Raw genomic sequence first — 14,042 nt, 5'->3', positions numbered from 1 at the left:
GCTTGTGCGCGGTTGGATCGCTAATTGCTTTATTGCTTCTTAAATGAACGGAATACACGTTCACACATGGAACCAAAGCAATGTTAGAACCAAAATCAATGTTAGAACCGAACGCAACGATTACGTTAAAACAAACCCTTCAAAAAATCGCTTCTAGCGTAAATGGACGCGCAAGAGCAACAGCGTTAACCAACACTGTGGAGCTGACCAACCTCATCCCCCCAACGGTCAGCTACCACAGTGGGGGTCACACGCTTGTGATTGGTCCATTTTCGATCCTTTCTGAGATAGAAACGCAGCTCAACTCGCTCTCATCTCTTACGCTGCTCTGTACCGAACAAGATGCCGATAGCAGCCAACTGATCAATCCGGCTCGCCTGTATTTCGGTCATCAACCTCAGGTTCACGGTTTTCTTGGCGCTTTTAAGGTCACGGTGAATCGTAATGGCGATCATGTGAATTTAGCCACCGCAGCCATTGGGCATGACTGCTTCGATATTGTTTTGGATATGACGCTCAATGGCATTATGACGGAAGAAGTGCCAGCACCCGGCTATTTTCCATGTGGACGAGGGAACCCAACGTTACCTGATGCGTTAGAAGCCATACCCGATTTAATGGGGACATTTGATAAGCCCAAGTTTTTCCGTTTGGACACCGACAAATGCGCACACAGCTCACGTGGCATCAAAGGATGTGATCGTTGTGTAGACGCTTGCCCAACGGGCGCGCTGACCAGTGATGGCAATGAGCAAATCGGGCATAAAATTCAAATAAACCCATACTTGTGCCAAGGTGTTGGCACCTGTGCAACAGCGTGCCCAACAGAAGCGATCCATTACGCCATTCCGGAGCCACAGCAGACTCAATCTTTCGTTGAAAAGTTACTTGCCAATTATAAAGAAGCGGGGGGATCGAACCCCATCATTTTGTTTTGCAGTCGCCAACACGAAAGCGATAACGTGATGGCGCTCAATGCGCTCCCAGACAACGTTATCCCAGTTGAACTGGAAGAGCTGCCCTCTGTAGGGATGGATACGTGGTTTGCCGCCTTGGTTAATGGGGCGTGTCAAGTGATGTTTGCGGCCAGCAAAACGATGCCACCAACGGTTTTAAGAGTGTTGAGGCAGGAAGTCGATACCGCCCAAAGGCTTCTTAGCCACCTGAACTTAGATCCTTCATGCATCCAAATTGTGTATCTGGAAGCAATAGAAAGCGCCAAATCTGCTCTAAGAGAAGTTCCATTAAGTACACCTATTGGTGTATTGAATGGTTCGAAAAGAGAGCGCCTCTTTTTCGCACTCGATACGCTGGCGGCGAACCATATTCCTATCAAAACGCTTGCTAGCATTTCGAACAGTGCCCCCTTTGGTAATGTGACCTGCGTTGGCAAAGATTGCACCCTATGCATGGGTTGCGTCGCCGTTTGTCCAACCGGAGCACTGCATAATGATGGTGCTTCACCTCAACTTAACTTTGTGGAACAAGATTGCATTCAGTGCGGCATGTGTGAAAAAGCTTGTCCTGAGAACGCGTTAACGCTTACCCCTAGGTTTAATTGGGACTCAGAGCAACGCAAGCAAGTTCAAGTGATTCACCAAGAAAAAGCCGCGGAGTGTTTACGCTGCAGTAAGCCGTTTGCCCCTCAATCTATGATCGACATGCTTCAAGATAAGTTACGCGGTCACCCCCAATTTTCCGATGAATTGGCCATCAACAGAATCGCTATGTGTGAAGACTGTCGGGTCGTCGATATGTTTAGCGACTTGGTTAACCATCCAGAAAAACAACTCAACGTGTAGGAGAAACGAATGAACGACAGCCACACATCAGTGCATTCTCAGCTATCAGGACGCTCTCACCCATCAATGCGGTCTGATATCTACGCGCTGTTTGCCACGGTGCTTCGAGCAGCGCCTCGCCAAGACGTACTGGATTGGCTAAAAGAGCTGGAAGTCAGTGAGCACGCCGATAGCCAAATGGCGGAGGCGTGGATCAACTTAAGAAAGATGGCTGACTTGTATTCCCATGAAGACATTTCTCAGGAATACCAAGATCTGTTTATCGGAATCGGGCGAGGCGAAGTGATGCCTTTTGCATCATGGCACTTAACGGGGTCTTTGATGGAAAAACCGCTCGCGGCTATTCGGCAAGATCTTATGCGAATGGGGTTTACCCGTAATGAAGGGACTAAGGAACCGGAAGATCATTTTGCCGCGCTGTGCGAGGTGATGTCGCTTCTGGATTCTGAAGTTGAACAAAACGCTTTCTTTAACAAACACATACAACCTTGGTTTGAAAAACTCACCACGCAAATATCGCAGGCAGATCATGCCCGATTTTACGCGGCATTGGCCACCGTTATGAATCAATTTTTGTTGATAGAACAAACGCGCTTTGCTCGCGTACCGGTAAGAGAAACAAGAATGATCGCAACGGAACAGTGATCTCAATGGAATATGATCTCAACCAAGCAGTAACCTCAGCCAAACAATAATAAAGCAGAGATGCAAAGCATCCACTTTAGACAACTGGAGCAATGTATGAAAGATAAACCAGCCATCGACACCCGCCGCCGAGATTTGCTTAAGGGATTAGGCACGGCAGCAGTAGCCGGCACGCTTGCCGCAGGGACATCTACGGTCGCTTCTGCGAAAGAAGCCGTGCCAAAGGTGGAAGATACAACCACTGGATATCAAGAAACTCAACATATCCGTGATTACTACGACACCCTATAAGGAGCAATGGAATGAAACTGACCAAGCGTTCCGAGAGCGTTAACAAGGAAGAAAGCCAAATCGGATTAAGCCGTCGTTCTTTTATGAAGAACTCCACACTGGCTGCCGGGAGTGCCGCCGTTGGTGCCTCTATGTTTGCACCGGGTATGATGCGTAAGGCGCATGCGAAAAATGTGACCTCTAACGTACCAACAGAGATTAAGCGCACCATCTGTTCTCATTGTTCTGTGGGCTGTGGCATTTACGCTGAAGTGCAAAATGGGGTTTGGACAGGGCAAGAACCTGCATTTGATCACCCATTTAACGCGGGCGGACACTGCGCGAAAGGGGCAGCACTGCGTGAGCACGGACATGGGGAAAGACGCCTTAAATACCCCATGAAGTTAGAAGGCGGTAAATGGAAGCAAATGAGCTGGGAAGACGCCATTGAAGAAATTGGCAATAAAACGCTCGAAATCCGCAAGGAGTCGGGCCCCGATTCTGTTTACTTTTTGGGTAGCGCGAAGCACAGCAACGAACAAGCCTACTTGTTTCGTAAAATGGCGTCTTTATGGGGCACCAATAACGTCGACCACCAAGCGCGTATCTGTCACTCCACAACGGTAGCCGGAGTGGCGAATACATGGGGTTATGGGGCAATGACCAACTCTTTTAACGACATGCATAATTGCAAATCCATGTTGTTTATTGGTTCTAACCCAGCGGAAGCCCACCCCGTTGCCATGCAACATATTCTTATCGCAAAAGAAAAAAATAACTGCAAAATTGTGGTTGCAGACCCTCGCCGTACGCGAACTGCCGCGAAAGCCAATCACTACGTATCCATTCGTCCGGGTTCTGATATCGCGTTCATTTGGGGCATTTTATGGCATGTATTCAAGAATAGCTGGGAAGACAAAGAATTCATTCGCCAACGCGTATTCGGCATGGATGAAATTAGGAAAGAAGTTGCTCGCTGGACCCCGTCAGAAGTGGAACGCGTGGCAGGCGTAAGCGAAGAAGATGTCTACAAAACCGCTAAGTTGCTTTCAGAAAACAGGCCTGGATGCGTTGTATGGTGTATGGGGGGAACTCAGCACACCACAGGTAACAACAACACCCGCGCTTATTGTGTACTTGAACTGGCGTTAGGCAATATCGGGAAAAGTGGTGGCGGAGCGAATATCTTCCGTGGCCACGATAATGTACAAGGTGCGACCGATTTGGGTGTACTTTCACATACTTTGCCGGGTTATTACGGGTTGTCTAATGGCTCTTGGAAACACTGGTCTAAAGTATGGGATTTGGATTTTGACTGGGTACAAAAACGCTTCGATCAAGATGAATATCGTGGCAAAAAGCCAATGAATAACATGGGGATACCCGTCTCTCGATGGATTGATGGGGTGTTGGAAAACAAAGAGGCGATCGAGCAAAAAGACAACCTTCGCGCCATGTTCTATTGGGGGCACGCTGTGAACTCCCAAACGCGTGGTGTGGAAATGAAAAAAGCCATGGAACAGTTGGACATGATGGTTATTGTGGATCCATACCCAACCGTTGCCGCTGTCATGAATGATCGTAAAGATGGCATCTATTTGTTGCCCGCCACCACACAATTCGAAACTTACGGAAGCGTGACGGCGTCTAACCGCTCTTTGCAGTGGCGTGACAAAGTGATTGAGCCTTTGTTTGAATCCAAACCCGATCATGAAATCATGTATTTGCTTGCCAAAAAGCTAGGGTTCTCTGATCAGCTGTTCAAAAACATCAAAGTCAATAATAACGAACCTTTGGTGGAAGACATTACCCGCGAGATCAACCGTGGTATGTGGACGATAGGCTATACCGGACAAAGCCCCGAGCGCTTGAAAGAACACCAGAAGAACTGGCACACCTTCCATAAAACCTCATTGGAAGCCGAAGGCGGTCCCGCTCATGGTGAAACCTACGGGTTACCTTGGCCATGTTGGGGGACGCCAGAAATGAAACACCCTGGTACGCATATCCTTTACAACACGTCCAAATCCGTTGCGGAAGGGGGGGGTAACTTCCGTGCTCGATTCGGTGTCGAATTTGAAGGTAAAAACTTACTGGCTGAAGACAGTTATTCGAAAGGGTGTGAACTGGAAGATGGGTTCCCAGAATTCAGTGACAAGCTACTCAAGTCTTTAGGTTGGTGGGATGAATTGACCGACGCCGAAAAAGCGGCAGCGGAAGGAAAAAACTGGAAAACCGACCTTTCTGGCGGTATTCAGCGTGTTGCGATTAATCATGGGTGTATTCCTTTTGGTAACGCAAAAGCGCGAGCGGTGGTTTGGACTTTCCCAGATAGAGTGCCTTTGCACAGAGAACCTCTCTACACACCACGCCGCGATCTGGTTGCCGACTACCCAACGTGGGACGACAAAGAATCCATTTATCGCTTACCGACGATGTACAAATCGATTCAAGATCAAGATAAATCTGGGGAATACCCCATCATCCTTACCTCTGGCCGATTGGTCGAATATGAGGGAGGGGGAGAGGAAACACGTTCAAACCCTTGGCTTGCAGAGCTTCAACAGGAGATGTTCGTAGAAGTGAACCCGAAAGATGCAAACGACCTCGGATTTAGAGATGGCGACATGGTTTGGGTTGAAGGTGCGGAGAAGGGAAGAGTTCATGTGAAAGCCATGGTTACGCGCCGCGTGAAACCCGGCACGGCATTCCTTCCTTTCCACTTTGGTGGCAAGTTCCAAGGGAAAGATCTACGCGATAAGTACCCAGAAGGTTCCGATCCCTATGTTATTGGCGAGGCCGCGAATACCGCGACTACCTATGGTTACGACCCCGTGACTCAAATGCAAGAGAGTAAAGTGACTCTCTGTAACATCAGTAAAGCGTAAGGAGCCATAAAATGGCTAAGATGAAATTCCTATGTGACACCAAGCGTTGTATTGAATGTAATGGTTGTGTCACCGCCTGTAAAAATGAAAACGACGATGCCCTTGAGTGGGGTATTCAACGCCGACGCGTTGTCACGCTAAATGATGGTGAAGCGGGCGAAAACTCCATCTCGGTTGCGTGCATGCACTGTACCGATGCGCCGTGTTTGGCGGTGTGCCCAACCGATTGTTTCAGCCAAACGGAAGATGGCATTGTGTTGCACAATAAAGATCTGTGTATTGGTTGTGGCTACTGCCTGTTTGCTTGCCCATTTGGCGCACCGCAATTCCCAAGCAAGTCTGCGTTTGGCGAACGAGGGAAGATGGACAAGTGTACGTTCTGCGCGGGTGGCCCAGAAACGGAAAATGGATCGACAGAAGAGCGTGCAAAATACGGTGCAAACCGCATTGCGGAAGGGAAATTACCCATGTGTGCCGAGCTTTGTGCCACCAAAGCCTTACTGGCGGGCGATGCCAATACGGTTTCGGATATCTTCCGTCAACGAATAGTAGAACGGGGCGGTAGAGCCTCAGGCTGGAGCAGTGGCGAAGATTTGGCATTCGACGCGACCAAAAGTTAGAGAGGCAAGATGTTACATCGCATATTGATCGCTACTTTTGCGCTGTTTCTGGTGTTCGTCAGCAACCCCATTTTTGCTGACGAATCCGCGAGCGCGGAAAAGGAAATGATCCAATTAGCTGGTGCCGATTACTGGCGACAGGTTAAAGATGGTGTAGAAGGGTACACTACCTCTCAGGGATTGGAGCAGGGTGTACTCATCAACACCACGGGACAACGTTGGCGTGAAATCAGAAACAAATGGATCACGCCTTTGGGTGGGTACGTGATCTTAGGAGCCGCGGGGGTACTGTTAGCGTTTTATCTTTGGGCCGGTCAAATTAAACTGGCTAAAGAAAGAACCGGTAACAAGGTACTGCGCTGGACACCCTTTGAACGTGCATTGCATTGGTATACTGCTTCGTTATTTCTTATTTTGGCGTTATCTGGGCTTATGCTGATGTATGGGAAATACATTATGATGCCCGTTGTGTCCACTAGCGTTTGGGGGTTTCTCATTAGTGCCGCAAAGATCTCGCACAACTATTTAGGACCACTGTTTGTGTTGGGCTTGGCTGGTATGCTCATCAAGTGGATGAAAAACAATTTCTTCAACAAAGTCGATCTTGAGTGGTTTAAGCAAGGCGGCGGTATCTTACCTAATGGTAAACACCCAGAAGCCGATTTTTGTAACGGCGGTGAAAAAATATGGTTTTGGATGCTCGCGACAGCAGGCGTTACCATTTGTGTGACGGGGTTGATCATGGATTTCCCTATGTTCAACCAAACGCGAGATGTTATGCAGGTTGTTAATGTGATTCATGCTATTGCTTCTTTAGGGCTGATTGCTGCTTCGTTAGGGCATATTTATATTGGTACCGTAGGGACAGAAGGGGCGTTAGAAGGCATGAAAACGGGCTATGTGGATGAAACATGGGCAAAGCAACATCACAACCTTTGGTATAAAAAAGTGGAGAAACAGGAAAGTGACAGTTAACGCCTAACGTTAGCTTGCTCATGTTTTTATGCTTATCAACAAAAAAGCGGTCCCCAAATAGGGATCGCTTTTTTTGAGAGCGGACTGCTCTTTCCAAATCGGAACTATGCAGCGATTTATCAGGCACCGCCGCAGTCTGTATGAATTATCGATGCTGGTGACAATCATTGAACAAGAACCGTTGGCCTAAGCTTTGGGCATTTTTAGCGTTACGTAGGTGTATTCATTCGGCTTCGATTCGATATGGATTGAGCCGCGCAATTTTTGCATGATAAATTGCGCAATAGTTAATCCCAGCCCAGAAGCATTTTTCTTTCCGTTGTTGGTGTAGAAAGGGTCAAACACCTTATTGAGGGTTTCTTCATCAATTCCCGTCCCGTTATCCCGAATCGATAATCGAACAAACTGGTGGTCAGATGACGATGTAACTTCAATGCATGCATTATCTTGATCTCCCTTGTTATCGATGGCTTCTATGGCGTTCCTAAAAACCAGCTCCAGCACTTTGCGAACCATATTTCGATTACCTACGACGACAAGAGATTCGTCTATTTGCTTGGTTACTTCAATCCCTTCTGGGTTCATGAACAGATCGTCAGAAAACACGCTTAGAAGCTTAAATGGGGTCTGTTTTTCGTCCAGCGCTTTGTCAGCGAAAATACGTAAGCTGAGTAGCACGTCTTTCACGCGAAGTAAGCCAGCTTCAGAATCTTGAATGACTGCGTGTATGTCCTCGAGTACTTCATCAATGTCTGTTTCTTCATAGAAGGTGGCAACTGTCTCATGTTTTTGTTCATTGTGGGGTTCGATGAATAACTGTTTATGAAGCGCTAACAAAGCCAAAATTGACTCGATGTATTGCTTTAAAGGCTCGAAGTTTCCAAGAGTCGAGCTAATAGGGTTATTCATTTCATGCAACAACCCTACAGCAATGCTACTTAATGAATGCATTTTTTCAGATTGGATTTGCTCTTCATTATCTGATGGAAGGTGACTTGAATCCTGCGCAACCTCATTCGCATGGTTTGTATCTGCAATGGCATAACGCCTTTCGAAGCTGTAATTTAATTGAATTGATACTTGTTCCAGTATTTTTAAATTCGCAGCGTTGATCAATTCTGGTTGCTGGTTATCAATAATACACACAATGTTGTATCTAAGAGTCCCATACGTACAAATAGGGAAGAGTAGCAGCGACGCGCCGCTAAATAGAGTTTGTATCGCATTGGATGGCTCTCGGTTGATTACTGGGTGCTGTAACGTACTATCTAATGGAATGCTTTTCGATAGCATAACCTTCAAGGACTCATCCAGTTCTGTAAGTGCTCCTTGCTTTAATCGATACACGTTGGGTGATTTGGGGTCTTGGGACACATCAAATAGGAAGGATATCTTGGCATTACAATACTGACCGATAGCATTCGTCATATCAGCGACGAACAAAGTGTCATCAGCATGGGTAATGTCCGAGCGCTCAACGTGCATCAACATGTTAACCTGGTTATTGATATTAGCCTGATCGTCATTGATGGCATTATGCCTTTGTATTGCTCGTTCGAAATGTATTGTTAGTTCGTTTTCTGGCGTATTTTTTAAACTGAAGCAGCGGTCAATACTTGGCAAGGAAGAATCGGGCTTCATCTCACCGTCAAACACGGCCCAAATTGTTGCTGAGAGCTTATTTAGGGTATTTCGAGCGTACCGAGTTAACTCAAAAATGTCCTCGAATGTATAGTCTGAGCAATACAGAATAATAAAATCAGGGTCAAATAGATGAATTGAAGGGACGATTTGCTCGAGATCAGTAAATTTTACGTCAGCCACTTTGCTTTTATATAACTTTTCCAATGGCTCTCTGAGCTCTTCTGATATTAAAATTTTAATAGGCATAAATTATTAAATTCATAGAGTTGGGCTACTTTATAGGATAGTTCAACTTATTTCAGTGCGCCTATAAGAAAATAAAAAATCCTCAATTTTTATGCTGATACACCAAAATAGTGTGATTAAGGTCTGTTTAATATTAAACGCGACTTATTAGGGATCGTTGACTTAGTGATTCATCTCAATGCACCAATCGAGATAACCCAAATCGGTGCATTCTCACCATATTAGTGCGCTGAAATGGTGCGCTGTTTATCAACAAATAATCCACACTGATTTAATCCTTAAATAACATGGTGTTAGGTTTTTTTCTTGCCTTTTTCTCTCTGGAACGATCTTTGCGTAGTCAGCTCTAGTTCATTTCGCAAGTTTTTGGAAATGAAAAACAAATTGCACAGGAAGCGTGCAGAAAATACAAAAAGGAGTAATTAAAGATGAGTCAATCCGTTGCGAATGTGCAAGGAGCCGTTCACACACTCACTCAAAGTTCAGATACCTTGTTTCTTCTACTTGGTGCCATCATGGTGTTTCTCATGCATGCAGGCTTCGCATTTCTTGAAGTAGGGACTGTGCGTAAGAAGAACCAAGTCAATGCATTAGTGAAAATTCTCGCTGATTTTGGCGTATCCGCCATCGCGTATTTTTTCATTGGGTATTGGGTGGCTTACGGCGCGAATTTCTTTGCCGATGCAGAAACACTGTCGGCAGGTAACGGATACGAACTGGTTAAATTCTTTTTCTTACTGACATTTGCAGCGGCAATACCCGCTATCGTGTCTGGCGGTATAGCCGAGCGTGCGCGTTTCTACCCTGTTCTTATCGCTACTTTCTTTACCGTGGGGCTGGTCTATCCCTTCTTTGAAGGGATCATATGGAATGGAAACTACGGCTTGCAAGATTGGTTTGAAGCTTCGTTTGGCGCCGCATTCCATGACTTTGCTGGATCCGTCGTTGTTCACGGTGTGGGGGGTTGGATTGCATTAATCGCGGTTATTTTCCTGGGTATGCGTAAAGGTCGTGTGCGTGCTGGAAAACACACAAACTTTGCGCCATCAAACATTCCATTTTTGGCGTTAGGGGCGTGGATCCTTTGTGTGGGGTGGTTTGGGTTTAACGTGATGTCGGCTCAAACCCTAAATGGCATTAGTGGGTTAGTGGCAATGAACTCTTTAATGGCGATGACGGGCGGTATTCTTACTGCGCTTGTTGCGGGTCGAAACGATCCTGGCTTCATTCACAATGGTCCTTTAGCGGGGCTGGTGGCGGTTTGTGCTGGGTCTGATCTTATGCATCCGATTGGTGCGCTTATCACAGGCGGCGTCGCTGGTGCGGTATTTGTTTATTTGTTCACCTATTTACAAAACAAAACCAAGATAGACGATGTGTTGGGTGTGTGGCCTCTGCACGGGGTGTGTGGCGCATGGGGAGGCATTGCCGCAGGTATATTTGGTCAAAATTCACTGGGGGGCCTAGGGGGAGTAAGTGTCACCGTTCAAGTACTGGGCACCCTTATTGGAATCATTGTCGCTGTCGTGGGGGCTACGGCTGTTTATGGCATGTTAAACCTGATTACTGGACTCAGGTTATCTGAAGAAGACGAATTCAATGGTGCGGATCTGGCGATCCATAAGATCAGCTCCACCAGCGAAGACTAGGATTCACTGCACTCCTGTGTTCACCGACTCCTAATAATCAGTTCACGATATTACGATATCAATCTTTAGAAGGGCGACTTAGGTCGCTCTTTTTACGACTATGGTCTAGCGCTATACCCTTTTTACCACTGTGTCTTTAATGCTAAGGTAAAGGTATATCATTGCAAGGATGTGAGTCGTATGAACTTCCCTTATAGAAACATTGTTATTCTCACTGGAGCAGGAATATCCGCTGAGTCGGGCATTCAAACGTTTCGAGCGCAAGATGGTTTGTGGGAAAACCATAAAATAGAAGACGTTGCAACACCAGAAGGCTTTCAACGTGATCCTGAGCTCGTGCAGGATTTTTATAATCAAAGACGTAGAAAGCTGCAAGATCCATCCATTGTGCCAAACGCAGCACATCAAGCACTTGGAAAGCTTGAAAAGCGCCTCGATGGGAAAGTCACCGTGATCACTCAAAATATCGATAATCTCCATGAGCGCGGGGGTACACAAAACATTATTCACATGCACGGGGAGTTACTTAAAGCACGCTGTAGCGAATCAAACCAAGTTGTGGATTGCTCAGATGACATTTTGACAGGTGATCTATGCCATTGCTGCCAAATCCCTTCCCAAGTGCGCCCTCATATTGTTTGGTTTGGTGAAATGCCATTAAAAATGGGCGAGATCTACGCCGCCATAGAAGAAGCGGACTTATTTATTTCTATTGGGACTTCTGGCGTGGTGTATCCTGCCGCTGGGTTTGTGCATGATGCGAGGATGCATGGCGCACATACTATCGAAATTAACTTAGAGCCAAGCGCGGTAGAAAGTGAGTTCGAAGAAAAACGCTACGGTAAAGCAAGCATTGAAGTACCCAAGTTGGTCGAGGAATTACTGAGTGCACCCGATGCAATAAGAGCGCAAGCGTAGTTTTTATTCAAAACCGCGTGATATTTGAAGAATAACCCCATTCAACAAGCCACAAAAAAGCGGGACAACGCCCGCTTTCTTATTGAACAAATCTTACATATTGACTTTGAGCTTTTGGAAGTACTCTTCATAGAGTGTGCTTGCTTCGCCTACTTCATCTTGCCATTCCCCTTTTTCCATCACCTCCTGAGGTGGGAAAATACTCGGGTCATTTGCAAATTCTTTAGGCAACAGCGGATAAGCTGTTTTGACAGGCGTAGGGTAACCAATTTCAACGGCAATTTTTGCAGCGTTCTCGGGACGAAGAAGGAAATTGATCATCTTATGTGCAGCGTCGATATTCTTCGCACCAGATGGAATCGCTAAGCTGTCCATCCAAAAGATAGTGCCTTTTGCTGGCCAAACGATATCAATGGCTGCACCTTCTTGACGGGCTGAGTAAGCTGAACCGTTCCACAGCATGCCTAAAGACGTTTCACCTGCTAAATAAGGATTGGCAGGGAAGTCTGAGTTGAACACCAGCACATTTGGCATCAGCTTTTTCAACTCTTCATATGCCGCTTTGATTTCATCAGGGTTGGTGGTGTTCGCGGAGTAACCCAGCTTAGTTAACGCAATGTGAAAGACTTCGCGAGAGTCGTCCATCATCATCAGCTGACCTTCCCATTTGGGATCCCAAAAATCATTCCAGCTGCTGATCTTCGACTTATCTAACATGTCGGAGTTGACACCAATACCAGTTGCCCCCCAAATGTAAGGGATGGAATAGTCGTTGTTTGGATCAAACGATTTATTTAGATAATTAGGATCGAGATCTGCGAAGTGAGAAAGCTTCTGCTTATCGATTTTTTGCAACATCTTCTCTTTACGCATTTTCGACACAAAATACGTTGAAGGCACAACCAAATCGTAACCAGAACCCTGAGTCTTTAACTTCGCGTACATGCTCTCGTTAGACTCGTAGGTTGAATAGATAACTTTGATGCCCGTTTCTTTGGTAAAGTCTTCTAGAACACCACTCGGAATGTATTCTGACCAATTGTAAAAGTACAGTTCTTTGTCTGCAGCATAAGCGTTAAAAGAAATGATGGATGCAGCACTGATTAGACCAGCAAACAGTTTAGAGTAATTTTTCATTGTTTCCCTTTATCTGTTAGTGGGAGAGCGTTATAGCACATGGTGTAGGCTACCTTTCTACTTCTGCGCCCAATCTCTCACAATTAGGTGGCAGAATTGTACTCCAGTTTATGAAAAATGGAAAAGAAAAAGGGCAACCGACATTGCCCTTTAAGATCGTTTAAATGATAGGTTATAAACCCGCTTTTAGCTTCATAAAGTACTCTTCGTACTTCACGGTTTTATCGCCAACCGCAGCTTGCCATTCCACTCGGTTTAAATCCTCTTGAGAAGGGAAGAGTGGCGACACATCTTTAAATTTTTCGTTAGACTCTTTTACCGCCGTCAAATAGCCAGCGTTCTTCGAGATTCGCTCTGCGATTTCAGGACGAAGCAGGAAGTCGATCATCTTATGAGCGGCATCGACATTTGCTGCACCGGAAGATATAGCAAAGTTATCCACCCAGCCAATCCCCCCTTCTTTCGGGAAGACAAGCTCCAACGGTAAGCCTTCAGCCTGCGCCGCAGCAGCAGACCCATTCCAGAGCATTCCTACGCCAACCTCGCCAGAAAGGTAAGGTGCGGCTGGGTTATCGGAGTTGAATACAAGCACATTTGGCATCAGTTTTTGCAATTCTGCATACGCTTCGTCAATTTGCTTTTCATCGGTGGTATTACCGGAATAACCCAGTTTGCGTAGTGCGATATGGAACACTTCACGGGTGTCATCCATCAGCATCAACTGACCTTTAAGATCGGAATTCCATAGGTCGCTCCAACTAGTGAACTGGCTTGCATCATACATATCGGTATTCACCGCTAACCCCGTAATTCCTATTACATGAGGAATCGAGTATTCGTTGTTTGGATCGTAAGGTTTGTCTAGGTAATTAGTATCCAGTTTGTTGAAGTTGGTTAACTTAGATTTATCAATTTTCTGTAACATACCTTCGTCGCGCATTTTGGATATAAAGTACGTCGACGGAACCACTAGGTCATAACCTTTGTTGTGAGTTTTCAGCTTGGCATACAAGGTCTCATTCGATTCGTAGGTCGAATAAATCACCTTGATGCCAGTTTCATCGGTAAACTGCTTTAAGAGGTCGCTGGAAATGTAGGGCCCCCAATTCATGAATACCAATTCTTTATTTTCGTCCGCTTGCACTGATTGAGTCAGTAAAGAAAGCGCACATGCACTACCAGCTAAAAAAGTAGCCCATTTTTTCATTAACGTTAGCTCCAAACTAAACGGAATAAGAAGACAGCGCA

At 46.0% G+C, this 14,042-nt stretch carries 10 protein-coding genes and 1 pseudogene; 8 read left to right on the top strand and 3 right to left on the bottom strand.

The window, feature by feature from the left end; translation table 11 throughout:
• Positions 1-80: 80 nt before the first annotated feature.
• The 6 genes from HC752_RS07920 to HC752_RS07895 all read left to right on the top strand — a co-directional run bounded on the left by HC752_RS07920 (position 81) and on the right by HC752_RS07895 (position 7,200).
• Positions 81-1,802, top strand: a complete 1,722-nt coding sequence (locus HC752_RS07920; protein WP_238930456.1) for a 4Fe-4S dicluster domain-containing protein — start codon at positions 81-83, stop codon at positions 1,800-1,802.
• 9 nt (positions 1,803-1,811) lie between these two features.
• Positions 1,812-2,447 (top strand): TorD/DmsD family molecular chaperone, encoded by a 636-nt coding sequence (locus tag HC752_RS07915; RefSeq protein ID WP_190334595.1) that lies wholly within the window; start codon positions 1,812-1,814, stop codon positions 2,445-2,447.
• Positions 2,448-2,543: 96 nt separating this feature from the next.
• On the top strand, positions 2,544-2,738 hold the full coding sequence (locus HC752_RS07910; RefSeq protein ID WP_190334594.1) for a twin-arginine translocation signal domain-containing protein: 195 nt from the start codon (positions 2,544-2,546) through the stop codon (positions 2,736-2,738).
• 11 nt (positions 2,739-2,749) lie between these two features.
• Positions 2,750-5,605 (top strand): formate dehydrogenase subunit alpha, encoded by a 2,856-nt coding sequence (locus HC752_RS07905; RefSeq protein ID WP_190334593.1) that lies wholly within the window; start codon positions 2,750-2,752, stop codon positions 5,603-5,605.
• Between the two features lie 11 nt (positions 5,606-5,616).
• Positions 5,617-6,225, top strand: coding sequence for a formate dehydrogenase FDH3 subunit beta (gene fdh3B, locus HC752_RS07900; protein ID WP_190334592.1), 609 nt, complete (start codon positions 5,617-5,619; stop codon positions 6,223-6,225).
• 9 nt (positions 6,226-6,234) lie between these two features.
• The gene (locus HC752_RS07895; RefSeq protein ID WP_190334591.1) at positions 6,235-7,200 is read left to right on the top strand and encodes a formate dehydrogenase subunit gamma; all 966 of its coding nucleotides are present in this window, start codon (positions 6,235-6,237) and stop codon (positions 7,198-7,200) included.
• Between the two features lie 186 nt (positions 7,201-7,386).
• On the opposite strand, the gene HC752_RS07890 is transcribed toward HC752_RS07895, so the two are convergent.
• Positions 7,387-9,048 (bottom strand): sensor histidine kinase, encoded by a 1,662-nt coding sequence (locus HC752_RS07890; protein WP_190334590.1) that lies wholly within the window; start codon positions 9,046-9,048, stop codon positions 7,387-7,389.
• Between the two features lie 470 nt (positions 9,049-9,518).
• On the opposite strand from HC752_RS07890, the gene HC752_RS07885 reads away from it, so the two are divergent.
• A complete protein-coding gene (locus HC752_RS07885) occupies positions 9,519-10,739 on the top strand; it encodes an ammonium transporter (RefSeq protein ID WP_190334589.1) in 1,221 nt (406 codons plus the stop codon).
• Between the two features lie 162 nt (positions 10,740-10,901).
• Positions 10,902-11,657: pseudogene (cobB, locus tag HC752_RS07880) on the top strand (Sir2 family NAD+-dependent deacetylase); the annotation flags it as partial.
• 93 nt (positions 11,658-11,750) lie between these two features.
• On the opposite strand, the gene HC752_RS07875 reads toward cobB, so the two are convergent.
• Both HC752_RS07875 and HC752_RS07870 read right to left on the bottom strand, forming a co-directional pair.
• Positions 11,751-12,794, bottom strand: coding sequence for an extracellular solute-binding protein (locus HC752_RS07875; protein WP_190334587.1), 1,044 nt, complete (start codon positions 12,792-12,794; stop codon positions 11,751-11,753).
• 172 nt (positions 12,795-12,966) lie between these two features.
• A complete protein-coding gene (locus HC752_RS07870) occupies positions 12,967-14,001 on the bottom strand; it encodes an extracellular solute-binding protein (protein ID WP_190334586.1) in 1,035 nt (344 codons plus the stop codon).
• Positions 14,002-14,042 lie beyond the last annotated feature (41 nt).

The sequence above is a fragment of the Vibrio sp. S9_S30 genome (assembly GCF_014694455.1).
GTDB lineage: Bacteria > Pseudomonadota > Gammaproteobacteria > Enterobacterales > Vibrionaceae > Vibrio.
Note: the sequence above shows the minus strand (reverse complement) of the source record. Positions and strands in the feature narration are given on the sequence as shown.